The sequence below is a fragment of the Roseovarius sp. B-10 genome (assembly GCF_056859295.1).
Window position 1 is genome coordinate 23,075 of the sequence record NZ_JBSXOE010000027.1, and the last position, 26,439, is coordinate 49,513.

Annotated in this window: 23 protein-coding genes, 1 tRNA gene and 2 pseudogenes; 19 read left to right on the forward strand and 7 right to left on the reverse strand. The window is 62.9% G+C overall.

The window, feature by feature from the left end; translation table 11 throughout:
• Positions 1-2 precede the first annotated feature (2 nt).
• Both AC13D8_RS06565 and AC13D8_RS06570 read right to left on the reverse strand, forming a co-directional pair.
• Positions 3-899, reverse strand: coding sequence for a class II glutamine amidotransferase (locus tag AC13D8_RS06565; protein WP_482968263.1), 897 nt, complete (start codon positions 897-899; stop codon positions 3-5).
• Between the two features lie 104 nt (positions 900-1,003).
• A complete protein-coding gene (locus AC13D8_RS06570; RefSeq protein WP_482968183.1) occupies positions 1,004-1,657 on the reverse strand; it encodes a helix-turn-helix domain-containing protein in 654 nt (217 codons plus the stop codon).
• Positions 1,658-1,853: 196 nt separating this feature from the next.
• Between AC13D8_RS06570 and AC13D8_RS06575 the strand changes: the two are divergent.
• Positions 1,854-2,958, forward strand: a pseudogene (locus tag AC13D8_RS06575) (IS3 family transposase).
• Between the two features lie 299 nt (positions 2,959-3,257).
• Here the strand turns inward: AC13D8_RS06575 and AC13D8_RS06580 are convergent.
• Positions 3,258-4,676, reverse strand: coding sequence for an MATE family efflux transporter (locus AC13D8_RS06580; protein ID WP_482968184.1), 1,419 nt, complete (start codon positions 4,674-4,676; stop codon positions 3,258-3,260).
• Between the two features lie 180 nt (positions 4,677-4,856).
• On the reverse strand, positions 4,857-5,402 hold the full coding sequence (locus AC13D8_RS06585) for a transposase (protein WP_482968185.1): 546 nt from the start codon (positions 5,400-5,402) through the stop codon (positions 4,857-4,859).
• 147 nt (positions 5,403-5,549) lie between these two features.
• Between AC13D8_RS06585 and AC13D8_RS06590 the strand changes: the two genes are divergently transcribed.
• The 5 genes from AC13D8_RS06590 to AC13D8_RS06610 all read left to right on the forward strand — a co-directional run bounded on the left by AC13D8_RS06590 (position 5,550) and on the right by AC13D8_RS06610 (position 9,868).
• Positions 5,550-5,939, forward strand: a complete 390-nt coding sequence (locus AC13D8_RS06590) for a TRAP transporter large permease subunit (RefSeq protein ID WP_482968186.1) — start codon at positions 5,550-5,552, stop codon at positions 5,937-5,939.
• Positions 5,940-6,205: 266 nt separating this feature from the next.
• Entirely contained in the window at positions 6,206-6,838 is a 633-nt protein-coding gene (locus AC13D8_RS06595) for a cyclic nucleotide-binding domain-containing protein (RefSeq protein ID WP_482968187.1), read from the forward strand.
• 95 nt (positions 6,839-6,933) lie between these two features.
• Entirely contained in the window at positions 6,934-7,071 is a 138-nt protein-coding gene (locus AC13D8_RS06600) for a hypothetical protein (RefSeq protein ID WP_482968188.1), read from the forward strand.
• Positions 7,072-7,388: 317 nt separating this feature from the next.
• The gene (locus AC13D8_RS06605) at positions 7,389-8,042 is read left to right on the forward strand and encodes a FecR family protein (protein ID WP_482968189.1); all 654 of its coding nucleotides are present in this window, start codon (positions 7,389-7,391) and stop codon (positions 8,040-8,042) included.
• A gap of 26 nt (positions 8,043-8,068) precedes the next feature.
• Complete coding sequence (locus tag AC13D8_RS06610) at positions 8,069-9,868, forward strand: CHASE2 domain-containing protein (RefSeq protein WP_482968190.1); 1,800 nt, start codon at positions 8,069-8,071, stop codon at positions 9,866-9,868.
• A 198-nt stretch (positions 9,869-10,066) separates the two neighbouring features.
• On the opposite strand, the gene AC13D8_RS06615 is transcribed toward AC13D8_RS06610, so the two are convergent.
• Positions 10,067-10,858, reverse strand: a complete 792-nt coding sequence (locus AC13D8_RS06615) for an IclR family transcriptional regulator (protein WP_482968191.1) — start codon at positions 10,856-10,858, stop codon at positions 10,067-10,069.
• A 171-nt stretch (positions 10,859-11,029) separates the two neighbouring features.
• On the opposite strand from AC13D8_RS06615, the gene AC13D8_RS06620 reads away from it, so the two are divergent.
• The 11 genes and pseudogenes from AC13D8_RS06620 to AC13D8_RS06670 all read left to right on the forward strand — a co-directional run.
• Complete coding sequence (locus AC13D8_RS06620) at positions 11,030-12,547, forward strand: ABC transporter substrate-binding protein (protein WP_482968192.1); 1,518 nt, start codon at positions 11,030-11,032, stop codon at positions 12,545-12,547.
• 87 nt (positions 12,548-12,634) lie between these two features.
• A complete protein-coding gene (locus AC13D8_RS06625; protein WP_482968193.1) occupies positions 12,635-13,552 on the forward strand; it encodes an ABC transporter permease in 918 nt (305 codons plus the stop codon).
• 1 nt (position 13,553) lies between these two features.
• Entirely contained in the window at positions 13,554-14,456 is a 903-nt protein-coding gene (locus AC13D8_RS06630; RefSeq protein WP_482968194.1) for an ABC transporter permease, read from the forward strand.
• A 4-nt stretch (positions 14,457-14,460) separates the two neighbouring features.
• Entirely contained in the window at positions 14,461-15,459 is a 999-nt protein-coding gene (locus AC13D8_RS06635; protein ID WP_482968195.1) for an ABC transporter ATP-binding protein, read from the forward strand.
• The gene (locus AC13D8_RS06640) at positions 15,456-16,451 is read left to right on the forward strand and encodes an ABC transporter ATP-binding protein (RefSeq protein WP_482968196.1); all 996 of its coding nucleotides are present in this window, start codon (positions 15,456-15,458) and stop codon (positions 16,449-16,451) included. The genes AC13D8_RS06635 and AC13D8_RS06640 overlap by 4 nt, the downstream gene beginning before the upstream one ends.
• Position 16,452: 1 nt before the next feature.
• Positions 16,453-18,036, forward strand: a complete 1,584-nt coding sequence (locus tag AC13D8_RS06645; RefSeq protein ID WP_482968197.1) for a gamma-glutamyltransferase — start codon at positions 16,453-16,455, stop codon at positions 18,034-18,036.
• Positions 18,033-19,421 carry a M20 family metallopeptidase gene (locus AC13D8_RS06650; RefSeq protein ID WP_482968198.1) on the forward strand — a complete coding sequence of 463 codons (1,389 nt, stop codon included), beginning with the start codon at positions 18,033-18,035 and terminating at the stop codon, positions 19,419-19,421. Before AC13D8_RS06645 ends, AC13D8_RS06650 begins: the two co-directional genes overlap by 4 nt.
• Before the next feature lie 199 nt (positions 19,422-19,620).
• Positions 19,621-19,878: a hypothetical protein gene (locus tag AC13D8_RS06655; RefSeq protein ID WP_482968199.1), complete on the forward strand. Its 258-nt coding sequence runs from the start codon at positions 19,621-19,623 to the stop codon at positions 19,876-19,878.
• 401 nt (positions 19,879-20,279) lie between these two features.
• Positions 20,280-21,215, forward strand: a complete 936-nt coding sequence (locus tag AC13D8_RS06660) for an IS1595 family transposase (protein WP_482968200.1) — start codon at positions 20,280-20,282, stop codon at positions 21,213-21,215.
• 840 nt (positions 21,216-22,055) lie between these two features.
• Positions 22,056-22,331: a hypothetical protein gene (locus AC13D8_RS06665; RefSeq protein WP_482968201.1), complete on the forward strand. Its 276-nt coding sequence runs from the start codon at positions 22,056-22,058 to the stop codon at positions 22,329-22,331.
• A 77-nt stretch (positions 22,332-22,408) separates the two neighbouring features.
• Positions 22,409-22,582 (forward strand): annotated as a pseudogene (locus AC13D8_RS06670) (ATP-binding protein); the annotation flags it as partial.
• A 136-nt stretch (positions 22,583-22,718) separates the two neighbouring features.
• Here the strand turns inward: AC13D8_RS06670 and hemE are convergent.
• Positions 22,719-23,765, reverse strand: a complete 1,047-nt coding sequence (gene hemE, locus AC13D8_RS06675; RefSeq protein WP_482968202.1) for a uroporphyrinogen decarboxylase — start codon at positions 23,763-23,765, stop codon at positions 22,719-22,721.
• Positions 23,766-23,861: 96 nt separating this feature from the next.
• On the opposite strand from hemE, the gene hemC reads away from it, so the two are divergent.
• Complete coding sequence (gene hemC, locus AC13D8_RS06680; RefSeq protein WP_482968203.1) at positions 23,862-24,809, forward strand: hydroxymethylbilane synthase; 948 nt, start codon at positions 23,862-23,864, stop codon at positions 24,807-24,809.
• A 6-nt stretch (positions 24,810-24,815) separates the two neighbouring features.
• Here the strand turns inward: hemC and AC13D8_RS06685 are convergent, their stop codons facing one another.
• Positions 24,816-26,243 carry an FAD-binding oxidoreductase gene (locus AC13D8_RS06685; RefSeq protein ID WP_482968204.1) on the reverse strand — a complete coding sequence of 476 codons (1,428 nt, stop codon included), beginning with the start codon at positions 26,241-26,243 and terminating at the stop codon, positions 24,816-24,818.
• A gap of 100 nt (positions 26,244-26,343) precedes the next feature.
• Here AC13D8_RS06685 and AC13D8_RS06690 point away from each other — a divergent pair.
• Positions 26,344-26,420, forward strand: a tRNA-Met gene (locus AC13D8_RS06690).
• The last annotated feature ends 19 nt before the right edge of the window (positions 26,421-26,439 follow it).

Consider the following 26,439-nt stretch of genomic DNA (forward strand, 5'->3'; position numbering starts at 1 on the left):
TGTCAATGTTTCCAGAAATAGGCGGTTGAGGGTTCCGGCTCCCACACGCGGGCGGTTTCGATGCCGGGCAGGTTAACCATGGCGCGGTATTCCGAGCCGAAGGCGACATATTGGTCGGTTTCGGCCATAACCGCAGGCTTGCATGCGATCGGATCACGGATCACGCCAAAGCCGTCCTTGGTGCCGACAACAAAGGTATAGAACCCGTCGAGATCATCTAGAGATGCCTTGAGCGCGGCACCCAGATCGCTGCCCTGCGCCATCTTCCACGACAGATAGGCCGCGGCCACCTCGGTATCGTTCTGCGTCTCGAAGCTCAACCCTTCGCGGATCAGGCGTCGTCGCAGACTGTTGTGGTTGGACAGCGACCCGTTATGCACGAGGCATTGATCGGCCCCGGTGGAAAACGGATGCGCGCCCAGCGTGGTGATCGCCGATTCTGTGGCCATGCGTGTGTGTCCGATCCCATGGCTGCCAGACATCGACGCGACGTTGAAGCGCTCGGCCACATCGGCGGGCAGGCCTACCTCCTTGAATATCTCGATGCTTTCTCCCGAGCTCATGATACGCAAATCAGCATTGATCCGCTCCAGTGCCGCGCGAGCCTCTTTCGCCTTCTCAGACGGTAGGACCAGCACCGCATGGGTATCCTTGATCTCGATTTGGACCTTGGCGCCGATCTCTTTAGAGAGATCCGCGCCGAGCGTAGCGAAATCACGCACCGGCGTCGCGGATTGCACGCAATACAGCCATTCGCCCGCCTGTGCCCCACGATAGATCGCTATTCCGGCGCTGTCCGGGCCACGATCGGTCATGGTAACAAGCATGTCGGTCAGGAGCGCGCCGAGCTGCGGCTCAAGCCCCTTGTCCTTTAAAAACAAGCCCACAATGCCACACATGAATCGGTCTCCTCTGTCATGATCTGAAAGACCATAGCATAGAACCAATCACGTTCAACTATCAGGAAACAATTTTTCCCTATAGTGTATGAGAGTCTCTCTCTCTAACTTCCTTGCGGGTAGCAGATGATCGACAGATAGCGTGCCGGAAGCTCGACCAGGATCTCCGGGCCATGCGGCGTGTCCGCATCGAAAAACAGGCTGTCACCGGGTTCCAGCCGGTAGAGCTTGTCGCCATGTCGGTAATCAACGACCCCCTCGAGGAAATAGAGAAACTCCAGCCCGTCATGCTGAAAGGTGGGAAAGACGTCTGACCGCTCGCTGAGTGTGATCAGATAGGGCTCGACGGTGACGCCGGATGCATTTGCGCCGATATGGCCCAAAAGGTTGTATTGGTGGCCCGCGCGTGTCCCAGCCCGGGTAATCTCGACGGCTTCGCCGGCCTTGACGCGCATCGCCTCGCGACGTTCCTCGAACCGGCGGAAAAAGGAGGTCAGCGGCGTAGAAAGCGAATGCGCAAGAATTTGCAGCGTGGTCAATGACGGCGAGGTGACACCATTCTCGATCTTAGACAGCATCCCCAGTGATACGCCGGTCACCTGCGCGAGATCAGCCACTGTCATGCCCTTTTGCTGGCGCAACGCGCGCACTTCGCGGCCAATCGCGGTTTCAAGGTTGCGCTCCTTGAGGTCACGAACGCGATGCGGATCCTGCGCGAGCGTGGGGCGCTTTGTGGCAGCACGCTTTTGTTTGGTCATATATAATCTTTCTCTTTTTCCTGTTTAGTATATGCCTGCCATGAACTTCATTCCAGTCTATGGTTAGGTGTTCAATCCCACGGTTTGATGGTGTGGTCCTCTCGCAGGAATGGAAGGAAGTGATCCCCGCAAACAGGACCGTTTGAAGGTGGAGTTTTCCGCTATGATTTCCCGGCTGGGAGAGGAGCGGACTCACATGAAGGCATCGAAGTTTTCGGACGCGCGAGACAGGCGTTCATCATCAAGTTGGGCGAAGAAGGCACGCCGGTAGCTGAGATCTGCCGCAAGGCAGGCATCAGCCAGGCGACTTACTTCAACTGGAAGAAGAAGTATGCCGGCCTTTTGCCGACCGAGATGAAGCGGCTGAAGCAGCTCGAGGATGAGAATGGCCGGTTGAAGAAGATCGTGGCCGATCTGGCGCTGGACCGCGAGATGTTGCAAGACGTCATCCGGCGAAAGATCTGAAGCCCGGTCGGATGCGCGAACTGGTTCGCGGGATGTGCAGCGATTGGGCGGTCTCGATCCGGGCGGCGTGTGGGGCCATCGGATTTGATCGTTCGACGTTCCACTACAAATCCCGCCGCGCCGATCAGGCTGCCGTGGAAAAGCGGATCAAAGATATCTGCGAGACACGCGTGCGCTACGGCTATCGCCGGGTTCATGTGCTCCTGGAGCGCGAGGGCTGGGGCATAAACATCAAGAAAGTCTATCGCATTTACAGGGAGTTGGGCATGCAGCTGAGGAACAAGACGCCGAAACGGCGGGTGAAGGCCAAGCTGCGCGATGACCGTGCCGAAGCCGTCGGGCCGAACGATGTCTGGGCGATGGATTTTGTCCATGACCAGCTGGCGACGGGCAAGAAGCTTCGGATTCTGACGGTCGTGGACACGTTCTCGCGATACGTTCCGGTGCTCGACGCGCGGTTCAGCTATCGCGGGGAGGATGTCGTGGCGACGCTGGACCGGGTGTGCCGCAGATCGGGCTACCCCAAGACGATCCGGGTCGATCAGGGCAGCGAGTTCATCTCCCGCGACATGGACCTGTGGGCCTATCAGCGCGGTGTCACGCTCGACTTCTCACGGCCGGGAAAGCCGACAGACAATGCTTTCATCGAAGCGTTCAATGGCCGGTTCCGTGCCGAGTGCCTGAACGCCCACTGGTTCCTGACGCTTGCAGATGCGGCCGAAAAGTTGGAGAGTTGGCGTCGATACTACAATGAGGAACGGCCACACAGCGCGATCGGCGACAAGGTCCCGATCACGCTGACGAAATCGGGGGACATCACCAGCCTGTCACCCTGATCGAAGCCGGAAAACTCTCGCCAACGGCGGTAGAAGGTTCGGGGGCGGACCAGAAGCCTTGTGATCCGGTCGCGCGTGGCGGAAAGTTGGGTGGCAGGTCAGGGGCGCGACAGTCTGCACGTGTCGGGACCATGGGCCGCCGCAAGGAAGTATTGGACTAGAGCGTGTCGCGTTCATTCTCATTCACGCGACACGCTCCAACTCGTTGATTTCGCATGTTCAAGGGACTCAAGACCGGTTCCCACTTTTGAGCAGCATGCTCTAATCCTGCATGCCCCGCTCGCGTGCCTCGGTTAGGATCACCGGTGTCCCGTGTGCTTGTGTAGGGTATGCGCGATGAGGCTGCCATGACCAAATAGGGGGTGATGGTGGCGGAGCACACCGCGATTATCCGGCGGGTTGTTGATCAGCCGCCAGCCCAGCCATATCGCGACTGAAGCGAATACGACGCTCCCGATAGCCTGCCCGATCAACACTCCCTGCGCGCCGAGGAGTATACCGCCAACGACGACGAAGGGCCAAGTGCCCAGGGTGTTCTGCCCCCAACTCAGCCATGTCGAATAAGACGGGCGGCCCAGCGTATTGAACGAGGCACTGGCGACGAAAATCGCGCCATTGAAGAAGGAGGCAAGCGCCAAGGGGAAGCAGAAGAGGAATATCAGCGACTTCGTCAGGTTCTCGGCACCGAACAGCGCGGCGATCGGGCCACGGAACACGAGCAGGACCAGGGTGATGAACAACACGTAGATCGCAACGAACTTGAGAGCGTCGACATAAGCCCTCTTGACCCTCTCCATGTCGCCGGCGCCGAAATTCTGGCCGATTATCGGCCCGATTGCGCCCGCAAGCGCCCAGATCACCGAAAATGCAACCGGCGTCAGCCTCCCGATCACCGCCATGCCGGCGACCGCCTCAGGGCCAAATTTCGACATTTCGCGGGTAACGATCGCGGTGCCAATTGGCGTGGCCACGTTTGTCAGTACAGCCCGAAAGGCGAAGTATGAAACCGGCTGGTAATCACGCCAGAGCAACCTGAGTTTAGGTGCGACAAAGGCGTTGTGGCGGCGCATCGCCGGATAAAGCGCGAAGCCGAGCGTCACAAACCGTGCCGCCACCGTCGCCCAGGCCGCGCCCTCCATTCCCATATTCAGACCAAAGATCAAGATTGGATCCAGTACGGCGTTGGTCACCGCCCCGAAAAGCGATGGGAACATCGCCAACCGGTTCTCACCGTAGCCTCGCAGGACCGTTACGGTGACCATGGACAGCCCGGATACCCACGTAAACGGGATGATTATCCAAAGATAGGTTGCAGCCAGTTCGGCCACCTTGCCCTCGGCACCCAGAAGCCCTAGGAAAAACTTTATATTTGACAATAGAATCAGTGGTATAATGATAGAGGTTAACACAGAAAACATCGCTGTGCTGGTGGCGTATTCCCGGGCCTCCAGCTTGTCACCCGAGCCGATTGACCGCGATGCCAATACTCCCGCAGCGACCGACACCCCGATATTGATAGCGCTGGTAAAGAACATGAGGGCGCTGGCATAGCCCGCTGCGGCGGCCAACACCTCATACCCGAGCATCGAAATGAATATCAGGTCTATCAGATCGACCGCATAAATCGCCATCAGGCCGATGCTCGCCGTAAAAGATGAAACCGACACGTGACGCATAATGCTGCCAGTGGTAAACACCGCATTGTTCTCGGTCGTCATCTCAAATCTCTCTTAGTTGGGCCGGCCATCAACCATGCAAGCATTCCGGGGCCGCATAATTTCCCCTTTGCACTCGATTAGTGTACAGGCCAAAATCGTAGGCGGATAGCCTCAGTTTACGTTGGGACCACCCAACCAGACCGCTCGCTACGAAACCTGTCTGCCGTCGAGCAACTGTGTCTATTCGCCGGGCTGAATCTGCCAAGGTATGCCGGTTTTGATGATCGCGTTGGCGATTGTGATCAGCCTTCGCGCGATTGCGATAATGACGAGCTTGTGCGGCTTTCCGCGCTCTTTGAGACGCTTTGCGACTGGCTTGAGAACTGGATTGTGGCAGGCGGCAGCGAGCGCAGCTTGGAACAGCACATGTCGCAGAGACCGTCGTCCGCCCGCGATCGCTCTCCTGCCTCGCATCGCCCCGCTGTCGTGTGGGACTGGCGCCAGGCTGGTGATGGCAGCGGCTTCGCCTGATGTCATTCGGTCGAGTTCAGGCAATTCAGCGATCAGCATCGCCGCGGATACGGGCCCAATTCCGGGGATTGACCGCAGGAGGTTCGCCTTTGCGGCAAGTGGCTCCGTCTGAGCAATAACGTTTTCGATCCTTTGTTCGATGACAGAGATCTGGGCGCCGAGCACGTTTTGTAGATCATCGTCCATGGTCTCGACGTCGGCAGAAACACCCTGCTTCTTGCGAGCGCTGATCTGAGCCTTGAGTCGCTTGCGCATATCGACAAGCTGCCCTCTCCGCGTCGTCAAGGTTCTGAGAATACGGAGATTCTCATCTGGCAGTTCTCGCCGAACGCCGTGGTGGATACCGCGATGATGACCGGTGCGGTAAAGTTCATCATCATGGCTTAGTCAACGATCCAGTGGGTGCTGGCGGCAGAGCGGGTGCCGCAGGATCTGGCCGTCTGGGTCGCTAATACGATCAGCGAGCCATGGATGATCATCCTGGCGCTCAACCTCGTAATGCTGGTGGTGGGGGCGTTTCTCGACCTGCCAGCGGCGGTGCTGCTGCTCGGTCCGCTCTTCGTGACCATCGGTCAGGCAATCGGTCTGGACCCGGTACAGCCTTTGCCTGAGGATGGCGGTGAACCTCCCCATCGGGCTCTATACGCCGCCCTTGGAAACGATGCTGTTCATATCGGCCGCCATCGCAAAAGTCGGGATCGGCGAGGGGAGAAGTCGCTGTTGCCATTCTACCTCGTGGCGCTCGGCGTTCTGATGGCGATCTCGTTCATTCCGGCGCTGACCATATATTGAGCGCGTGGCATAAAGATGGTCTGCCCCCGAACCTTCTACCGCCGTTGGCGAGAGTTCTCCGGCTTCTGGTCCGCGTCGTGGTCCGATATGATAGCGGCCCGAAGGTCTGCGTTTCCTCCCGCGCCGGTGCCGCGACCATCATCTATTGACTATGAGTCGCGCCCCTTGACCTATATATTACCGCGAGGAAGCGGTAACGCCGCGGCATTGCCTGACCCAATTCATGATTGGACTCAATCTCGACGGGCTCATTAGGAGAAAAGCCAATGGAATCAATCACTGCACACCATATCATTCAGGCCGTTGGCTGGCTCGCTGTCGTATTGAAGGTGGCCACCTTCGCAACGAGCTCGATGATCCCGCTGCGGCTCCTGGCGATGGCGTCGTCCATCTGCTTCATCATCTATAGCGGCGTGTTTCAGGTCTGGCCGCTTCTGGTGATCGAACTCACCTTGCTACCCATCAACGCCTATCGCCTCTATGAAATCATCGCACTGCGCAGGTTGGTGACGCATATGACGGACGAGTCGGAACCTGACTTCTCCGCCGCCATGGCGTATGGAAAAAAACGTGTCATCCAAGCGGGCAATGTCATTTTCACAAAGGGTGATCCGGTCGACTGCCTCTATTATTTGGCCGAGGGTCGCGTTGAAATTGAGGACCAGAATGTAACTGTGGCCGCAGGCAAGATTTTCGGCGAGATGGCTTTCTTCAATGCCAGTGCCGAGCGATCGGCGACGGTTCGGTGCCTGGAGGATACGGTTGTCTATGAACTCGACGAGAAACGCTTTACGCGATTGCAGTATGAAGACCCCAAGTTCGCCATGGCCGTGATGCGCACGGTCACCAAGCGGCTCGTCGCGAACGCCGCGCAAACGCAGGAGGCTCAACCCGCGTGATGTCGGGTGGAGCCCATGGCCCCGGCAAGACGTTTCCGCTTTGTCGCCGCGCCATGAGAGAGGCAGGGCTGACATCCCTGTCAAAGAGGCGATTCTTGGCCGAGCGGTGGGCGCTCGAAGATGCGGGATTGCTCAAGCTGGTTGGCGGGCACCATGCCGGGAAGACGATGAAGACCTTCACCCTGGCCATGCCAATGCCACTGGACGCTTTCGAAAATGTGCAAAGCCTGTGACCTGAGCAGGCGGGAAAGGCTGATGCTCTTGCGGAAAAAAGCGGGCCTTGCGACGAGGCCTACGATTTCAGCTACAGCACCTGATTGACCGTTGTTCTCCGAGCGATACTCTGCTCTCGTGTAGCGCGACGACAGCCACGATCAGCTGCGCACACATCTGCAAAATCTGGTTCTCAGAGCCGGATCGCTTCATCCTCGACCCGATCCACGAGATGGCAGGACTGAACACTTAACGCACAGGCATCAACGCCCTCCAAGACTGACAGCAAATGTCAGAACAGTAGACAACACGGGGTATGCCAGAGTTAGTATCCGGCATGATGCATAACGTTCTTTTGATTCTGAAAAGATGCGGGACGCGTTGCGCCAGCGCTCTGGCGCTTTCATGCGCGATTTTGGCGACGCCCGGCGCGTCTTCTGCACAATCAGCCGACCAATGTCAGGTCACGCGGACTAGCGGCCGCGTGCTCGTTGAACGCGGTGAAGATCGGGATCGTCTCACCGCCGGTGAGATGGTTCTATCGGGCGACAGGATCATTACGCGCCGCAGGGCGCAAGTGACGATCCGGTGCACCGGCGAAGTCGCCATCGTCGTGGGCGCACAAACCCGGATCGGACTAGACCGGCTGCTGCGCCCCGAGGGTGATGCAACGTCTACGTCGGGCATTGATGTTTTCCGCGGGATCGTGGGCTTTCTTCGTCCGGGTGGGCGGCGCGATGGCTTCGTCGTGCGAACGCCCTCCGCCGTGGCCGCCGTGCGTTCTACGGAATGGACGATCGAAGTTGACGACAACGCAACAGCCGCCTTCGTGCGCGACGGCGTCGTTCTTGTAGGCTTCGCCGAGGACACTGTTCGCCTCACGCCCGGCGACGGGATAGACGTGGCTGCGGATGGCAGCGGCGGCCCGGTCAAGCAATGGGGCCAAGGCCGGATTGACGGGCAGTCCGAACGCTTGGGGCCCGATTGGTAGGCGTAGGCCGGTGGCGTCGGCGGGTCGTGCCGGCCCTTGTGGCGCTTCTGGTGATCGCCACAGTTCTCTGGCATCCGGGCGAGCGGGCGGGCATAGTGGGGGCGCTCGAAGGGCAACTTCTTGACGCACGGGTCACGCTGCGCGGCCCGTTGCCACCGCCCAAAGGCGTGGCGGTTATATTGATCGACGATACTGACATCGCCCAGATTGGGCAGTTCCCGCCGCCAAGATCGGTGCTTGCTTCGGCCATCGGCGCCGCGCGCGCGCAAGGCGCGTCGGCCATCGTACTGGACCTGCTGCTGGCCGACCCTACCCCTCGGGATGACGCGCTAAATGCGGCGCTGGCGCGCCCGGGTCCGGTCGTGCTTGCGACCGCACGCGGCGGGCCACCCTTCGTGGACGACACGCTGGCCGACGCCATCGACCGCAGCGCTGTGGAGGCCGCCGTCTCCGCAACATCTGGGGCCCTGGAAATGCCGATCGGGCCGCTGCCAGACTTTGCGGCATCCTCCACGCTCGGCCATGTCAACCTTGCGCTTGAGCCGGATGGAAAACTACGCCGATTGCCCGCCGCTCTACCCTTCGTCGCGGTCGACGGGGGCGCATGGATCCCTGGATTGGCACTGGCCTCCCTTCGCGCCGCCGACCCCGAGCGGTTCACGCCAATTGTGCTGCGCGGCGCGCGTGCGGGCGGGACGATCAGCCTCGGGCGAACCACCGTACCGCTCGACCAGTTCGGCGCAATCCCGCTCGTGTTCTATGGCGACACCGGAACCGTACCGACATGGCCTCTGCGCGATCTAGACCAGGCAAACCTTGAGGGGCGGATCGTCTTTCTCGGCGTCTCGGCACAGGGCGCACGGGACCGCTACCCCACGCCCTTTGATCCTGCCATGCCGGGGGTCGAGGCCCACGCAACACTCGCCGCCAACCTGATCGAAGGCCGCACACTCCGGCGCGACCATGTGGCCTGGGCCCTCGGTGGGATGCTCGCCCTCATCGTGGCGGGCATCGCCTATCCCGCGGCCCGCCAGCGCGCCCGCTTCGTTCTGCCCGCCCTGACCGCCCTCGCCCTCGCCACCTGCGTGGCCCTGCAAGTGGCATTCCTGGCGGGCTGGTGGCTCGATGCGACGACCGTGCTGATCTGTTTTACGCTTGCGGCGGGCCTCGGTATCACGGTGCAGGCCGTGAAGCACGCCCGCCACGCGCGCAACCTCGCGCAGTACCACGCCCCAAGTCTGCGCAGCTCGCTCGCCGAAAGTGATCTCTCCGCCCTCACGGGCCGCCAGATGAACGCCGCGGCCCTGTTCGTTGACCTCTCGGGCTTCACCGGCCGGAGTGAAAAGATCGGACCGAAAGGCACGGGCGATCTGCTGGACCAGTTCCACCAACGGATTGCCCGGCTGGCCGCCGAGCATGGCGGCGTGGTAGATCAAATCGTAGGGGATGCCGCGCTGGTGACCTTCGGCCTGCCTGAGCCCGCGCCGGGCGACGCCGCGGCGGCGCTTTCCTTTGCGGCGGACGTTACGCAAACACAGGACGATCCGGCGCATTCACTGCGTCTTGGCGCGCATTACGGGCCGGTCGAAGTGCGCGCGCTTGGCGGCGCGGACCACAGCCATGTCACGATGGTAGGGGATGCGATGAACGCCGCCAGCCGATTACAGGAGGTGGCCAAGGGCGCAGGTGCGCGGATTGCCATATCGGACACGCTGCTACAGCAAAGCGGCACGCCCGCTCGCTGGATCGACGAACTCGCCCTGCGCGACCTTGGCCCAGTGGAACTCCGAGGACGCAAGATGCTTCTTCACGTTTGGGTAAGCTAAACCGGCGGCCCGGTGGGGATCGGTCGACCTTATCGACGGCGCCGCGCCCTGGTCAAAAAGAGCCGCCTGACTGGTCCAGCCCGAGGGGCGCACTCCGGAGGCAGGTGAACCCCAGTTCCCACACCACGCCACTGGACACCGCCTGCCCCCATGTATCCACCATAATCGAGCGCCTCTTCGCGCTTGATGAATAGATTTTCAGTCCCAACCCGCATGATTCGCGTGGAATGCAGGGGAGATAGCGTTGGCGGTGTCCTGCAGCTTGGGCAGGATGTCGGCCACTATGCGCTCGCGCGTCCATGTATGGGCGGAAACCGAGCATTGCACGGCCGCGAATGCGCGTCCGTCATGACCGATTATCGGGCTGGCGACGCCGATTTCGTTAAGGATCATCTGACCGGTCGAAATCGCATAGCCATCTCTGGCGGACTCTTTGATACTGCTGGCGATCTGTGCGCGGTCGAGCGTCGTGCTGGGCGTGAAGGGGGTGATGGGCCATGTCTCGATCGCCTTTTGCCTTTCCTCTTCGGGGAATGTCGCGAGCATTGAGCGTCCGGCGGATGTCGAGAGCGCCGGTAGGCGGCGGCCGATGATGGTGGCCGCGAAATAGGTGCGTTTGCAGGGCAGTCGGCTGACATAGATGATATGGTCGCCCGAGATTTCGGCGAGATTCACTGTCTCGCCCAGGTCCTGGCTCAAGCTGATGAGCTTGGGCATGGCCTGCCCGATGAGCGGATCGGACCAGTAATATGCATAGGCCATTTGCAGCCACGCATGGGAAGGACGAAAGCGGCGCGTGACCGAATTCTTGTCGAGCATTCCCTCGACGTGGAGCGTGTTGGCGAGGCGCTGCGTGGCGCTCTTGTCGAGGCCGGTACGCTGCGCCAGTTCTGCGAGCGACAACTCGGTATGGCCCTCGTCGAAGGCGCGCAACAGGCGCAGCCCCTTGGCGAGAGAGCCGACATAGAGGGTATTCTGCTTTGTTTTCATAAGCCTCTCACAAAATGTTCCCGGGTCCCCGACGTGGGGCTTGACGCCATACGTGATGTTCGCGTTAATGGATCACATGGCGATTATAAGTATCATAATATGATACGTCAACAAAATACCGATATCACGCGCCTCGCCATATCGGCGCGCGACCAAAATAGGGAGAGAGACATGAAACAGTCCTCTTTGAGACATACCCTCGCCGGTCTGGCAATCGTCGCGGCCTCGGGTGCGGCATATGCGGAAAAGGCCAACGACACCCTGCGCGTGGCGTTCACCAAGGAGCTCGAGAACGTCGACAGCTACTTCAATTCATCCCGTGAGGGCGTCGTGCTGCAACGCGCGGTGTGGGATGGTTTGATCTATCGCGATCCGATCACCAACGAGTATTCCGGAAACCTCGCCACGTCGTGGGAATGGATCGACGACCTGACGCTGGAGCTGAAACTGCGCGAGGGCGTGACCTTTCACAATGGCGAGCCGTTCAACGCCGATGACGTGGTCTACACGGTCAATTTCGTCGCCAGGGAAGAGAACGGCGTAAAGACGCAGCGCAACGTGAACTGGATGAAATCGGCCGAGAAGATCGACGATTACACCGTGCGCATCCACCTCAAGGACAAGTTCCCTGCGGCCATCGAATTCCTGTCCGGACCGGTCTCGATGTATCCCAACGAGTATTACGCAGAAGTGGGCCCGTCAGGCATGGGTCTGGAGCCGGTGGGCACTGGCCCCTACAAGGTGGTTTCGGTCACGCCGGGGCAGCATTTCGTTCTGGAGAAGAACGAGAATTACCATGACAGCCCCAAGGGCCAGCCCGAGATCACCAATATCGACATTCGCACCATCCCGGACGTCAACACGCAGATGGCGGAACTGTTCAGCGGCTCTCTCGATCTGATCTGGCAGGTGCCCGCGGACCAGTCCGAGAAGCTGGCGGAGATGGGTCAATTCACCGTTGCCAACGAATCCACCATGCGGGTGGGGTATCTCTCGATGGATGCCGCCGGGCGTTCGGGAGAGACGCCGTTCACGGATCTGCGGGTGCGCCGCGCGGTCAACCACGCGATCAATCGCGAGGAGCTGGTCAATGCCCTGCTCAAGGGTAAGTCGAAGGTTATCTGGACGCCCTGTTTCCCCAGCCAGTTCGGCTGCATTGAAGAGGCGGCGGAGCAGTATGACTACGACCCCGAAAAGGCACGCGCGCTTCTGGCCGAAGCGGGCTATCCGGACGGGTTCAAGACCGAGCTCTATGCCTATCGGGACCGCCAGTATGCAGAGGCGATCCTGAGCTATCTCAACGCCGTGGGCATCGAGACCGACTTCAAGTTCCTGCAGTATTCCGCGCTGCGCGAACTCAACATGACCGGTGATGTGCCGCTCGCCTTCCTGACCTGGGGCAGCTTCTCGGTCAACGATGCCTCGGCGATGGTCAGCCAGTTCTTCAAACACGGATCGCTTGACGATGCGCGCGATGACCAGGTGCTGGCCGATCTGGAGGTGGCCGACAGTGCGACCGATCCCGAGACGCGCAAGGAGCATTACACCAAGGCCATCGAGCGGATCACCGAGCAAGCCTACTGGGCACCGATGTTCTCGTACAACACCAACTACGTGTTCACCAAGGAGGTCGAGTATACGCCGACCGCCGACGAGGTGCTGCGCTTCACCACGATGGGGTGGAACTGATCCACGCCGACTGAACCGGGGGGCCGCGTCCGCGGCCCCCCGCCCTCAGCGCATCCAGCGACCTGCCAGAAATCGAGGGGCCTTCCCGTGCTCTTATTCATCCTGAAACGACTTGGCCTTGCCGTTCTGGTGGCCTTTACCGTGTCCTTGATCAGCTTCAGCCTGCTGTTCATGGCGGGCGATCCGGCCGCCGCGCTGGCGGGCGAGACCGCGAGCGGCGAGGATATCGAGGCGATCCGAAAGCTCTATGGCTTTGACCGCCCGATGTTGGTGCAATATGGCGACTGGCTGGTCTCGGCGCTGCAATTCGACTTCGGCAAAAGCTACTATTTCCGCCTGCCGGTGTCGTCGCTGATCGTCGAGCGGCTGGGCGTGACCATGACGCTGGGGGTTTGCGGGATCACCTTCGCGCTGCTGACAGCCGTGCCGCTGGGCGTGGCCGCGGCGATCCGGCCCAACTCGATCATCGACCGGGTGGCGCTGTTCCTGTCGGTGGCGGGGCAGGCGATGCCAAGCTTCTGGTTCGGCCTGATCCTGATCGTGATTTTCGCCATTCAGCTGGGATGGCTGCCGCCCTCGGGCGCATCGAGCCCTGCGCATTTCATCATGCCGACCATCGTGCTGGGTTATTACGCGATGCCCGCGATCATGCGGCTGACGCGGGCGGGGATGCTCGACGTGCTGTCCTCGGATTATATCCGCACCGCGCGGGCCAAGGGCGCGCCGGAGGGGCGGGTGCTGTTCCGCCACGCGCTGCGCAACGCGATCATTCCGGTGGTGTCGCTGGCTGCCGTGCAGATGGGCTTCATGCTGGGCGGCTCAATCGTGGTCGAGTCTATCTTTGCGCTGCATGGCGCGGGGTTCCTCGCGTGGGAGAGCATCGCGCGCAACGACCTGCCGACGGTGCAGGCGCTGATCCTCGTATTCTCGATGTTCTACATCGTCTTCACCTTCCTGGCCGATGTGCTGAATGCCTGGCTCGACCCCCGCATGCGGAGCAGCTGAGATGACCAAAGTTGAAACTCATGATCCGATCCTGGCAGAGATCACCGGCCCGACGCCCGGTCAGATGCTGCGCAAGCGCGTGTTCGGCCATCAGGGGCTGATGATCGGCGCGGGCGTGCTGGTGATCCTCTCGGTGATCGCGATCTTTGCGCCGCTCTTGGCCCCGCATGACCCTTATGCGCAAAGCCTGATGACCCGGATGGAGCCGCCGGTGTTTCTGGGTGGCGATTGGGAGCATCCGCTGGGCACGGATCATCTGGGGCGCGATTACCTGTCGCGGCTGATCTACGGCGCGCGCGTGTCGCTGATGATCGGGGTGATCGCGGCGCTGATCTCGGGTGTGATCGGCACCGCGATGGGGGTGGCCGCCGGCTATTTTGGCGGGCGCGTGGACATGGTGGTGACGTTTCTCATCAACGTGCGGCTGGCGATGCCGGTGGTTCTGGTGGCGCTCGCGGTGGTGGCGATCCTTGGCGGATCGCTCCAAGTGGTGATCGTGGTGCTGGGGCTGCTTTTGTGGGACCGGTTCGCGGTGGTGATGCGCGCCTCGACGCTGCAGGTGCGGGGGCGGGAATACGTGGCCGCCGCGCGCGCCATCGGCGCCTCGACTCCGCGCGTGATCCTGTCCGAAATCATGCCCAATATCGCCAATAACCTGATCGTGGTGGTGACGCTGGAAATGGCGCATGCCATCCTCTTGGAGGCGGCGCTGTCGTTCCTCGGGCTGGGCGTTCAGCCGCCCACCCCAAGCTGGGGTCTGATGGTGTCGGAGGGCAAGAACATGATGCTGTTCGAGCCGTGGATGGTGCTCATCCCCGGGGCCGTACTGTTCATCCTCGTGCTGGCGATCAACCTGATGGGCGACGGTCTGCGCGACGTCACCGCCCCCGAAAACCGGAGCTGAGACCATGGAGAATCCCCTGCTGAGCGTGCGCAACCTGACGCTGGATATTCCCGTGGGCGGCGGCACCCTGCACGCGGTGCGCGGCATCGATTTCGACCTGATGCGCGGCGAGACGCTGTGCATCGTTGGTGAGAGCGGATCAGGCAAATCGCTGACCTCGCTGGCGCTGATGGGCCTATTGGGCAAGACCATCCGGCGCAGTGCCGACCGGATGGATTTCGACGGCACGGACATCCTGACCGCCAAGCCGCGCGCCATGCGGGCCCTGCGCGGTGACCGCATGGCGATGATCTTTCAGGAGCCGATGACCTCGCTCAACCCGGCCTACACGATTGGCGATCAGCTGACTGAGGCGCTGCTCTTGCACAAATCCGTGGGGCGAGAGGCGGCGCGGGAGCGGGCCGTGGAATTGCTGGAAAAGGTCGGGATCACTGCCGCCCGCAGCCGCCTGGGCCAATATCCGCATCAATTGTCGGGTGGTTTGCGGCAGCGGGTGATGATCGCAATGGCGCTGATGTGCGAGCCGGAACTGATTATCGCGGACGAGCCCACCACCGCGCTCGACGTGACGATTCAGGCGCAGATCCTGCGGCTGCTCTACGATCTGGGTCGAGAGATGAACATGGCGATGATCCTCATCACCCATGATCTGGGCGTGGTCGCGCGCGTCGCCGACAAGGTGGCGGTGATGTATGCGGGCGAGTTGGTCGAAACCGGCCCCGCAGCCGACGTGTTCAACACCCCGTCGCACCCCTATACGCGCGGGCTGCTGCGCTGCATTCCGCAGCCGGGCAAGACCGAGCGGGGCAGCACGCTTGGCACCATTCCGGGCATCGTGCCGTCGCTCATCGGCGAGGTGGAGGGCTGCGCCTTTCGAACGCGCTGCTCGCATGCGCGGCCCGAGTGCCGCGCCGAAATCCCCCATCGTAAGGAGGGCGAACACGCCTTTCGCTGCATTCACCCCGACGGCGCACGCCACGCCGAAGAGGAGGTTTCCGCATGAGCACGCAATCCCCGGCCATTCTGGAACTGCGCGGCGTGACCAAGACCTACCGCGTCAAGCAGGGCCTCTTTGGCACCGCGCGGCCTCTGACGGCGGTTAATGACGTGTCGCTCTCGCTGCCGCGTGGCGAGGTGCTGGGGCTGGTGGGCGAGTCGGGCTGTGGCAAGTCCACGCTGGCCAAGATCCTGCTGGGGCTGGAGGCGCCCACGGCTGGGCAGGTCCTGGTCGATGGCGAAGAGATCGGCGCGCAGGACCGCATGACGCTGGCGCGGCGGATTCAGCCGATCTTTCAGGATCCCTATTCCTCGCTCAACCCGAGAAAGAGCATCTTTGATATCGTGTCGCTGCCGTTGCGGGTGCACGGGATCGGCGACCGGGCGCATTGGGAGAAGGAAGTGCGCTCGATCCTCGATATCGTGGGCCTGCCTGCGCGAGTCATGAACACCTTTCCCAACCAGATGTCCGGCGGGCAGCGGCAGCGCGTGGCGATTGCCCGCGCGCTGATCATGAAGCCAGAGATCGTGATCTGCGACGAGCCGACCTCGGCGCTGGACGTGTCGGTGCAGAGCCAGATCCTGAACTTGCTGGGCGATCTGCGCCGCGAATTCGGGCTGACCTATCTGTTCATCAGCCATGACCTGGCGGTGGTGGAGCACCTGGCGACGCGGGTCGCGGTGATGTATCTGGGCCGGATCGTCGAAGAGGCAGATGTGGCTGGCTTGTTCGACGAGGCGCGCCACCCCTACACGCAGGCCCTGCTCAAGTCGGTGCTGACGCCGGAGCCGGGGCTGGGCGTGCCCGACACGCAGCTTGGCATGGCCTATCCCAACCCCATCGACCCGCCCTCGGGCTGTCATTTTCATCCGCGCTGCCCGATGGCGACCGATCTGTGCAAGACCACCGCACCGCGCGCCGTAGAGACCTCGGCGGGGCGAGTGGAATGCCACCTGCACGACCCGCAAAGCCCGATGCACAATCCAAAGGCGGCGTGACATGTCGGTGAACCTGTCGCGCACGGCGACCACGACCAAGTCCGTCATCGAGACCGAACACGGCATCGTCGCAGCCCAGCATCGGCTGGCCGCGCAGGCGGGGGCCGAGGTGCTGGCGGCGGGGGGCGATGCGGTGGATGCCGCGATTGCCACCTCCTTTGCCATCGGCGTGCTGGAGCCGTGGATGAGCGGCCCGGCGGGGGGCGGCGCGCTGATGCTGTGGCGCGCCGAGGAGGGCCGGGCACAGGCGCTGGATTACGGGATGCGCGCACCGGCGGCGCTTGATCCCGCCGACTATCCGCTGACGGGCAAGGGGGTGGCGGGCGATCTTTTCCCGTGGGAGCAGGTCGAGGGCGACCGCAACGTGCAAGGCGCGACTGCCGTGGCGGTGCCGGGGCTGGTTGATGGCATGGGGCGGATGCACGCGCGCTATGGCCGGATGCCTTGGGCCGATCTGCTGGCCCCTGCCATCGCCCATGCGCGCGAGGGAATGCTGGTGGATTGGTATGCCGCGCTGATCATCGCCTCGACCACGCGGGAACTGGCCAAGGACCGGGATGCAGCGGCGCTGTTTCTCGAGGATGGGTTGTGGCCCACGATCTCGGGCTGGACGGCCCTGGCGGAAAAGCGGCTGGATCAGGCGCGCATGGCCGACAGTCTCGATCAGATCGCGCGGCACGGGGCGCGGGCGCTTTACGACGGCGATCTGGGTGTGGCAATGGTCGCCGACATGCAGGCCAAGGGCGGCAGCCTGAGCCATGACGATCTGCGCGGCTATGAGGCGGTGTTCCGCGATCCGCTGAGTGTCGCCTATCGCGGGGCGCGGTTCGACGTGCTGCCGGGTTTGACCGCCGGGCCGACCTTTGCCCATGCCCTGCGGGTGATGGAGGGCCGGGAGATGGGTGCTGTGCCCGGCGCCGAAGCCTTTGCCGCCTATGCCGACGGGTTGAACGCGGCCTATGCCGAGCGGCTGGAGACGATGGGCGACAGCGGAGAGAGCGAGGCGCATGAGGGCTGCACCACGCATTTCTCGGTGGTGGACCGGGACGGCAACATGGTGGCGCAGACGCAGACGCTGTTGTCGATCTTCGGGTCGCGGGTGGTGTCGCCCTCGACCGGGTTCACCATGAACAACGGGATCATGTGGTTCGACCCGGTGCCGGGGCGGCCCAATTCGCTGGCCCCCGACAAGCGCTGCCTGATGAATGTCTGCCCCATCCTGGGCGACGCAGGCGGGGCGCGCCTTGCCTTCGGCGCGTCGGGCGGGCGCAAGATCGTTTCGGCGATGGTGCAGCTGGCGTCCTTCGTCGCGGATTACGGGATGGAGATCGGCGCGGCCTTTCATCATCCGCGCATCGACGTCTCTGGCGGCGCTGCGGTGGTCGCCGACGAGACCCTGCCGCCCGAGGTGCTGGCGCGTCTACGCGCCGAGCATGTCGTGCACACCACCCGGCGCAGCCCGTTCCCCTATGCCTTTGCCTGCCCTGCCGGCGTGATGCGGCGGGGGACAGTGAACACGGGCTGCACCGAGATCATGTCGCCCTGGGGCGATGCCGTAGCAGAAGAGAAGACAGGACAGCCATGACCAGAGATGCCGCGATCGACACGATTTCCGCCTATTTCGACGAGGGCCGGTTCCAGACCGACCTGGCCGATCTGGTGGCCTACGAGACCGAGAGCCAGAACCCCGATCAGGCCTCGGAACTGCGGCGCTACCTGCAAGAGGCGATGCTGCCGCGCCTTACGGCGATGGGGTTCACCTGCGCCATCCACGACAATCCCGCATCGGGGGCGGGGCCGCTCTTGGTTGGCGAACGGCACGAGGGCGATGATCTGCCCACGATCCTGAGCTATGGGCATGGCGATGTGATCCGCGCCCAGACCGATCAGTGGCGCGAGGGGCTGCATCCCTTCCGGCTGGTGGAGGAGGGCGACCGGCTCTATGGGCGGGGCACCGCCGACAACAAGGGGCAGCATCTGATCAACATCGCGGCGATGGAGGCGGTGATCGCGGCGCGCGAGCAGTTGGGGTTCAATTGCCGGATCGTGATCGAGACCGGCGAGGAAACCGGATCGCCGGGGCTGCACGATTTCTTTGCGGCCCACAAGGACGCGCTGAAGGCCGATGTGCTGATCGCCTCGGACGGGCCGCGTCTGCAGCCCGAGACGCCCACCATGTTCATGGGCTCGCGCGGGGGGGTCACATTCGATCTGGTGGTGGACCTGCGCGAGGGGGCGCATCATTCGGGCAATTGGGGGGGGCTCTTGGCCGATCCAGCGATGATCCTGGCGCAGGCGCTCTCATCCATCACCGATGCGCGCGGGCAGATCCGCATTCCCGAATGGCGGCCCGACAGTCTGAGCAACAGCGTGCGTGCGGCGCTTGGGGGCCTGCCCATCGAGGGCGGCGACGGCCCGGCGATCGACCCGGATTGGGGCGAGGAAAGCCTGACCCCCGCCGAGCGCGCCTATGGCTGGAACAGCTTTGCCATCCTCGCGATGAAGAGCGGCGTGCCCGAGGCCCCGGTCAACGCCATTTCGGCCCATGCGCGCGCGACCTGTCAGTTGCGTTACGTGGTGGGCACGACACCCGAGGACATTCTGCCCGCGCTGCGGCGGCATCTGGATGCGCAGGGGTTCGAGGCGGTTGAGATCGTGCCGCATGATCGCGGGTTTTTCCGGGCGACGCGGCTCGACCCGGATCATCCTTGGGTCAGGTTTACCGCCGCCTCACTGGAGCGGACATCGGGGCAGGCGCCGCATGTGCTGCCCAACCTCGCGGGATCGCTGCCCAATGACGCCTTTGCCGAGATACTCGGGCTGCCGACGGTCTGGGTGCCGCATTCCTATCGCGGCTGTTCACAGCACGCGCCTGACGAGCATGTCCTGAAACCCGTCTGCCGTGACGCGCTGCGGCTGATGGCGGGGCTGTTCTGGGATATCGGCGAAAGGAACCGCGAGCTAGGCTAGCGGCGGGATGAGCCCGCGGCGGGCGTCGCGACGCGCGGCGCGGTTGGCGTCGAGGTGGCGCAGCAGGTGCTGGCCGAGACGCAAAATGCCATCCTGCTGCTGGTCCGTATCTCGACACCATGCGTTGGCGCCTCATTGCGCTCGCGGGCATCGTGGTCACGATCTAAGCCGCCCTCGACGACTGGCACCGAGGGCGGCGGTGATCAGCGGGCTCATCGCCACGTTCGCCGGATCAGCATGGGCGCGCGGGGCGCTTCGCTACGGCCTCATCGCCCGCGCGATCCTTCTGTCCCTGCTGGCCCTGCGCCGCGCCTGCGAGCGCGCCGACCCGCTTACCGAGCAGCTCGAGACTATGGAGAGAACCCATGAGGCCCAACGACCGATGCTCGCGGCAGCGGCGCGTCGTCCTCGTTCTCGCAACGATCTGGCTGAGCGGCGGCGCGACGGGCGCTTATGAGGAGGACTAGCTTGGAGCCTGTCCGCCTATCGTCGAGTACAGCCGGGAATTCTGGGCGCGGGCGGCTGAGGAGCTGGCGCTGTCACCGGACGGCTCGGTGATCGCGGAGATGCTGGCGGATTACGCTGTAATGCGGGAACAGGCGCGAGTGCGCGAACGGTCGGAGGCATGACGTTGACCGGCCGATGTTGCTACTCGACCACTGGATAAAATGGCCGCCCCCAGTCCTCATTCGGGTTGTCCATCATCAGGTCCACGAAGACCGGGAGCAGGAAGGCGAGTATCGCAACGCCATGAGCGCGGCGCCACCCTGATCACCAGCAACCTGCCCTTCGAGAAGGCGATTATATACTTGAAAAAGCAACCGCCGATTCGTATATAAGGTTCAAGGAGTTGACGCCATGAACCTCACCGATCCAATCTTTACCGACCCTGACGCCGCCAGAGAGTATCTGGAAGCCTCACGCTGGGCCGATGGTGTGTTTTGCCCTCATTGCGGCGGCACAGAGAAGTGCAGGAAGATGGAAGGCACAAAGCACCGTCCCGGCCTTTACCAGTGCGGCGATTGCCGCAAGCAATTCTCTGTCACCGTGGGCACTGTGTTTGAGCGCTCCAAGGTTCCGCTCAACAAGTGGCTTCTCGCCACGTTCCTGATGGCTTCGTCAAAGAAGGGCATTTCCGCCCATCAACTGCATCGCACCATTGGCGTGACCTACAAAACCGCTTGGTTCATGTTCCATCGCATCCGCGAGGCCATGCGCAACGATGATCCCGTTTCCTTCGGTTCCGGCGGTGGCACCGTTGAGGTTGATGAAACCTTCATCGGTCGCGACAAGTCCAAGAAGCCGAAGGGCGAGAAGAAGGGGCGCGGCTACGCCCACAAATACAAAATCCTGTCCCTTGTTGACCGCAACACCGGGATGGCCCGCTCAATCGTCGTGGACGATCTCAAGCAATCCACCCTGCTGCCCATCCTTCAAGAGAACATCGACAAGGAAGCCGTGATTTACACCGATGAGGCGGGGCAATATGTGAACCTCAAGCGCGACTTTGCCTCGCATGATTTTACCCGTCACGGCGCTGGCGAGTATGTGCGCGGAGACGTCCACACAAACACGATTGAAGGCTATTTCTCCATCTTCAAGCGCGGCATGAAGGGCGTCTATCAACACTGTGGACGCCAACACCTGCACCGTTACGCGGCTGAGTTCGAGTTCCGCTATAACGCCCGCGCCAGCAAGGATATTGACGACACGGCCCGAGCCGCTGCGATCCTCAAGGGCGCAGAAGGCAAACGCCTCACCTATCGGCGGACTAACGCACGGGCGAGTGCCTAATCAGCGATGGTCCCGTAAGGGGTTTCAGCGACTACTGAAAAGACTCCTCAAAGAGCAGTTGGGCAGCTAGGCTCCGACTCAGGCGGCGCTATGGACCCACCCCTGTATGGCAGGGCATGGATACCCGGAACCCCGCTTAGGGCTTAGCGGCCCTATGTCCCCTGTTAGCGTCAGGGGGCTAAGGGTGAAGGGAACCAAGATGATTGCATTCCTCACTCGCAAGAGCGCGCCAAGTGGCCATCAGGGGCGCTCGAACCGCCGACTTAGGGGCGGTCTATAAATACTGAGCAGTATCTAACTGCTCACCCGGGTGAGCGCGCAAAGGACACGATCTAATGCGTATTCACTTCCGGTTGGACGTGACGATCCGGCTGAAATCGACAGCCACATGGATCGGTATAGTCCTAACGCTGGTCAGAGTCGCTTTCGGGCTTCTCTGACCGTTCGGGGGTGGGCTTAGGCTCACCCTCGTTCTTCTCGCCCTTCCCCTTGTGGGGTTTGGGCTTCATCTTGAGAAGGTTTCTTACTGTGTCCTCAAACGATGTTTCGCCAGCCACGAAGTCCCTCCAAGCCTACGGCGGTGCCGAGCCGCCCGCCCGCAACTTAACACTTTCCGTGAGCTCGGAAAGTATCGCTCTGATTGGAGCTATCGTAGTTCAATGGGGTCACCTATGTGAAGCAGTTTACAGCCAAGTTGATCAATGGGATCGCAACCCAGCCGTCCCAGACACAGTAAGAACTCAGACCGCCCGACGCGAAATGAAGTATCAATTAAGGCGACTCCGCGAGCTAGCTCCGCACTGCCTCCAAGATGCCAGACCGGACGCAAGCGATGTTTTCGTGCAGAAATTGGAGCCTGTTTTTGAACTAAAGAAAACCAGGGACAGCTTGGTTCACGGCACGTATTGGCTGGACGATAACGGAACACCTGAACAAGTCACCGTCCACTACAAGAAGCAAAAAATCACATACTCCCACGACAAGCTCGCTCAAACTGCACGAGATATTGGTAGATTTTCCTCACTTCTTATTTGCGATTTTCATCAGTGGGCCTATCACGATACATTTGCAGCATTGCACGAAAAACTTCGGCAGCAAGCTGCTGATAAGTCATAGCTTCGCTCTCTTGAAGAACACGCGCCCCTAAGTCTGCCATCTCTGGCGTAACCTCTGTTTTTCGCTCGCCCTGACCATCCGTCATTCTGCTTTCTCACGTATATAATCGCCTTCGAGAAACCTTCGGGTCCGAGCGCCTCACCGGCGCTCTCCTGGATCGACTGACCCATCATGTCCACATCCTCGAGATGAACGGCGAAAGCTACCGGCTCGGGCAAAGTCGCGCCCGAAAGGCCATCGGCGACGGTTGATCCCTCCAATTGAATGGCCCCTGACAGCGCCATGCCGGTCCCAGCGCCCGCCAAATGGCCTGGTTTTACGCAGCCGTTGACAAATCAGTGGGTCGCAGGTTCGAATCCTGCACGGCTCACCACTGAATCCAGAGACTTAGCCGCGCACCGCGTCGATCATCCGCTGCACGTTATCGGGATCGGCATCGGGGGTGATGCCGTGGCCGAGGTTGAAGATGTGCGGGCCGCCCGACAGCGCTGCGACGATGCGGCGGGTGTCGCGGATCATCTCCTCGCCGCCCGTGACCATATGCGACGACTTTAGGTTGCCCTGCACGCAGCCATCCACCTGAACATGCTCGGCAACCCATTCGGCGCTCACTGAATCGTCTACCGCGACGCAATCGGCCCCGGTTTTCCCGTGGAAGCCGATATATTTCTCTCCCGCCTCGCGCGGGAAGGCGATGACTGGAATGCCGGGGTGCCGCGCCTTGAGCGCGGCGGTGATGCGGCGGGCGGGGTCCGTAGCGTAGCGGTCGAAATCTGCGCCCTTGAGCGATCCGGCCCAGCTGTCGAATATCTTGACCACCTCGGCGCCGGCCTCGATCTGCGCCGAGAGGTATTCGATCGTCGCCTCGGTGAGCCGCTCCATCAGCGCGTCGAACACCGCGCGGTCGCTGTCTTTCAGCGCATGGGCGGGCCCCTGGTCAGGCGTGCCGCGCCCGGCGATCATGTAGGTGGCCACGGTCCACGGCGCCCCGGCAAAGCCAATCAGGGCCACCTCCGGCGACAGCACGCCCGACAGGTTGCGCACCGTCTGGTAGATCGGTGCGAGCGTCTCATGGATGTCGGCCGCAGGCTTCAGCCGGTCAAGCCCCGCCCGGTCGGTGATGGTCGAGAGCCTCGGCCCTTCGCCGGTGACGAACCACAGGTCAGCCCCCAGCGCCTGCGGCACCAGCAGGATGTCGGCAAACAGGATCGCCGCGTCGAAGCCGTAGCGCCGGATCGGCTGCAGCGTCACCTCGGTCGCCAAGTCGCTGTTGTAGCACAGCGACAGGAAATCCCCTGCCTCGGCCCGGGTCGCGCGATACTCTGGCAGGTAGCGGCCTGCCTGCCGCATCATCCAGATGGGCGGGGTGGGCAGCGTCTCGCCTGCGAGCGCGCGCAGGATCGGTTTGGCCTTGGGCGGGGTCGTGTCGGGCATGGTGTCCTCCGTTTCGGGTGTGGTCTCCCTGACAGCGTGCGTTGTCAAGCTGCGGTGCGCTTGCCACGCCGGTTTGTCGCGACTAAACCCGCTGGCATGACACAGGATCTGCCCTTCCCGACCCGCCCTCTCAAGATTGGCACGCGCGGCTCGCCGCTGGCGCTGGCGCAGGCGCACGAGACGCGCTGCAGGCTGCAGGCTGCGTTCGACCTGCCCGAGGAGGCGTTCGAGATATCGGTGATCAAGACCACCGGCGACCGGGTGCAGGACAGACCGCTCAAGGAGATCGGCGGCAAGGGGTTGTTCACCCGCGAGATCGAGGATGCGCTCCTGACGGGTGGTATCGACATCGCGGTGCACTCGATGAAGGACATGCCGGTGCTGCAACCGGCCGGGCTCACGCTCGACACCTACCTCCCGCGAGAGGATGTACGCGACGCGTTTGTCTCACCCCGTGCAAGCGGCCTTGGCGACCTGCCAGAGGGCGCACGCGTCGGCACCTCGTCGCTGCGGCGGCGGGCGCAAGTTCTGGTGGCGTACCCGCATCTCAAGGTGGTGGAGTTTCGCGGCAACGTGCAGACGCGGCTGCGCAAGCTCGACGAGGGCGTGGCGGCCTGCACCTTCCTGGCCATGGCCGGGCTCAACCGGCTGGACCGCGCCGACGTGGCCACGGCCGCGATCGCGCCCGAGGTGATGCTTCCGGCGGTGGCGCAGGGCGCCATCGGCATCGAGCGGCGCGAGGACGACAGCCGGATGGCGGCGATGCTCGAGGCGATCCACGATCCGTTCACCGGCCAGCGCCTCGCCGCCGAGCGCGCCTTTCTCGCCGCGCTCGACGGATCGTGCGAGACGCCGATCGCGGGGCTGGCCGAGATCGACGGCGGCACGCTGCGCCTGCGCGGCGAGATCCTGCGCCCCGATGGTAGCGAATCCCACGCCGACGACGCCAGCGCCCCGGTCGAGGACGGCGCGGCGCTGGGGGCCGAGATGGCCGCGGGGCTGCTGGCGCGGGCGGGGCCTGGCTTCTTCGACTGGCGCGGCTGAGGCCGGTCAGCCGCCGGGCAGCAGCTTGCCGGGATTGAGGATCCCGTTGGGGTCGAGTGCCGCCTTGATGGCGCGCATCGTCTCAAGCGCCACCGGGTCCTTGTGCGCCGCCATCGCCCCCAGCTTGGACAGGCCGATCCCGTGCTCGGCAGAGAAACTGCCGCCAAGCGCCGTGGCCTCGGTCTCGACGGCGCGTGACAGTTCGGCGCAGAGTGCAGGATCAGCGCGCGACGGCCAGCCCACGAAATGCAGGTTGCCATCGCCCAGGTGGGCGACGCCGGTGATCTCGATGCCGGGATCGAGCGCGCGGCAGGCCGCCTCGGCGCGCGCAACCAGCGTGGCCACACGGTCGGTGGCCACCGCGATATCGCCCTCCACCACCGGGCTGCGCGCGCGCAGGACATACGCCGACGCCTCGCGCCGCGCCCACATCTCGGCGCGCTGCGCCTCGCTCTGCGCCACCACGGCATCGACGACATGCCCCGCCTCCCACTGCACGGCCAGCACCGCCTCCAGGTGCGCGGCGAGCGGTATCTGCCCGGTCTCATCCGGGGTCACGTCGCGTGGCGCCCGCGCGCCCAGTTCCACCAGCACGTTGACCTCGTGCATGGTGTCAAACGGCGGACGCATATCGGGAAAGCGATTCAGGAGCGCGCGCAGAAAGCTCGCGGGCATGTATTCGAACGCCTCAACCGCGCCGCCGGTCTCGTCCTGAAGCCGGTTGAGCAGGCCAAGCGCCGCGTCGAGCGAGGGCAGCGCAACCATTGCCGTGGCTTGCGCGCGCGGGCGCGGGACAAGCCGCAGCACCGCGGCGGTGATGATCCCCAGCGTGCCCTCGGCCCCGATCAGCAGATGGCGCAGGTCATATCCGGAGTTATTCTTGTGTAGCGCGCCCATCAGGTTCATCACCTCCCCCGTGGGCGTCACCGCCTCGATCCCGAGGCACAGGTCGCGGGTGTTGCCGTGGCGCAGCACGTTGGCCCCGCCCGCGTTGGTCGACAGCACCCCGCCTACCATCGCCGAGCCGCGTGCGCCGAAGCTGAGGGGAAACATCAGATCCTGCGCTACGAGTGCGTTGTTCAGCGCCTCGATCACCACTCCTGCCCCCACCGTGGCCACCCGCGCCGCCGGGCGGATTTCGCGTATCTCTGACAACCGGTCGAGCGACACCATCAGTGCGCCCTCGGCCGCCGTGCCCTTGACGAGGTTGGTGTTGCCTGACACCGGCACCAGCGGCAGCCGGTGCCGGTTCGCCAGCCGCACCAGCGCCGCCACCTCGCCCGTATCGGCGGGCCGCGCCACCGCCAGCGGCTGCCAGCGCATGTGTCCTGCCCAGTCGCCCGACCAGCGCGCGGCCTCGTCGCCGCACAGCACATGTGCCGGGCCGATGAGGTGGGCGATCTCGTCGAGCGGGGGCGGGGCGGCATCATTCATCTGTGCGAGTGTGCGTCATGCCCGCTGCGCCCACAAGTTCAACGCCGCGCATTTTCCGCCTTGACGCTTCGGCACCGCTGGCATACCTAGCCCGCGGTCCGGCGGAGTAGCTCAGGTGGTTAGAGCAGCGGAATCATAATCCGCGTGTCGGGGGTTCAAGTCCCTCCTCCGCTACCATCGACCCCCCCCATATTTA

Excerpts from the sequence above, each read along its gene's own strand:
- AC13D8_RS06565 (WP_482968263.1), bottom strand. The coding sequence starts at position 899 with ATGTGTGGCATTGTGGGCTTGTTTTTAAAGGACAAGGGGCTTGAGCCG.
- AC13D8_RS06570 (WP_482968183.1), bottom strand. The coding sequence starts at position 1,657 with ATGACCAAACAAAAGCGTGCTGCCACAAAGCGCCCCACGCTCGCGCAG.
- AC13D8_RS06580 (WP_482968184.1), bottom strand. The coding sequence starts at position 4,676 with ATGACGACCGAGAACAATGCGGTGTTTACCACTGGCAGCATTATGCGT.
- AC13D8_RS06585 (WP_482968185.1), bottom strand. The coding sequence starts at position 5,402 with ATGCGCAAGCGACTCAAGGCTCAGATCAGCGCTCGCAAGAAGCAGGGT.
- AC13D8_RS06595 (WP_482968187.1), top strand. The coding sequence starts at position 6,206 with ATGGAATCAATCACTGCACACCATATCATTCAGGCCGTTGGCTGGCTC.
- AC13D8_RS06605 (WP_482968189.1), top strand. The coding sequence starts at position 7,389 with ATGATGCATAACGTTCTTTTGATTCTGAAAAGATGCGGGACGCGTTGC.
- AC13D8_RS06615 (WP_482968191.1), bottom strand. The coding sequence starts at position 10,858 with ATGAAAACAAAGCAGAATACCCTCTATGTCGGCTCTCTCGCCAAGGGG.
- AC13D8_RS06620 (WP_482968192.1), top strand. The coding sequence starts at position 11,030 with ATGAAACAGTCCTCTTTGAGACATACCCTCGCCGGTCTGGCAATCGTC.
- AC13D8_RS06630 (WP_482968194.1), top strand. The coding sequence starts at position 13,554 with ATGACCAAAGTTGAAACTCATGATCCGATCCTGGCAGAGATCACCGGC.
- AC13D8_RS06635 (WP_482968195.1), top strand. The coding sequence starts at position 14,461 with ATGGAGAATCCCCTGCTGAGCGTGCGCAACCTGACGCTGGATATTCCC.
- AC13D8_RS06640 (WP_482968196.1), top strand. The coding sequence starts at position 15,456 with ATGAGCACGCAATCCCCGGCCATTCTGGAACTGCGCGGCGTGACCAAG.
- AC13D8_RS06645 (WP_482968197.1), top strand. The coding sequence starts at position 16,453 with ATGTCGGTGAACCTGTCGCGCACGGCGACCACGACCAAGTCCGTCATC.
- AC13D8_RS06650 (WP_482968198.1), top strand. The coding sequence starts at position 18,033 with ATGACCAGAGATGCCGCGATCGACACGATTTCCGCCTATTTCGACGAG.
- AC13D8_RS06660 (WP_482968200.1), top strand. The coding sequence starts at position 20,280 with ATGAACCTCACCGATCCAATCTTTACCGACCCTGACGCCGCCAGAGAG.
- hemE (WP_482968202.1), bottom strand. The coding sequence starts at position 23,765 with ATGCCCGACACGACCCCGCCCAAGGCCAAACCGATCCTGCGCGCGCTC.
- hemC (WP_482968203.1), top strand. The coding sequence starts at position 23,862 with ATGACACAGGATCTGCCCTTCCCGACCCGCCCTCTCAAGATTGGCACG.
- AC13D8_RS06685 (WP_482968204.1), bottom strand. The coding sequence starts at position 26,243 with ATGAATGATGCCGCCCCGCCCCCGCTCGACGAGATCGCCCACCTCATC.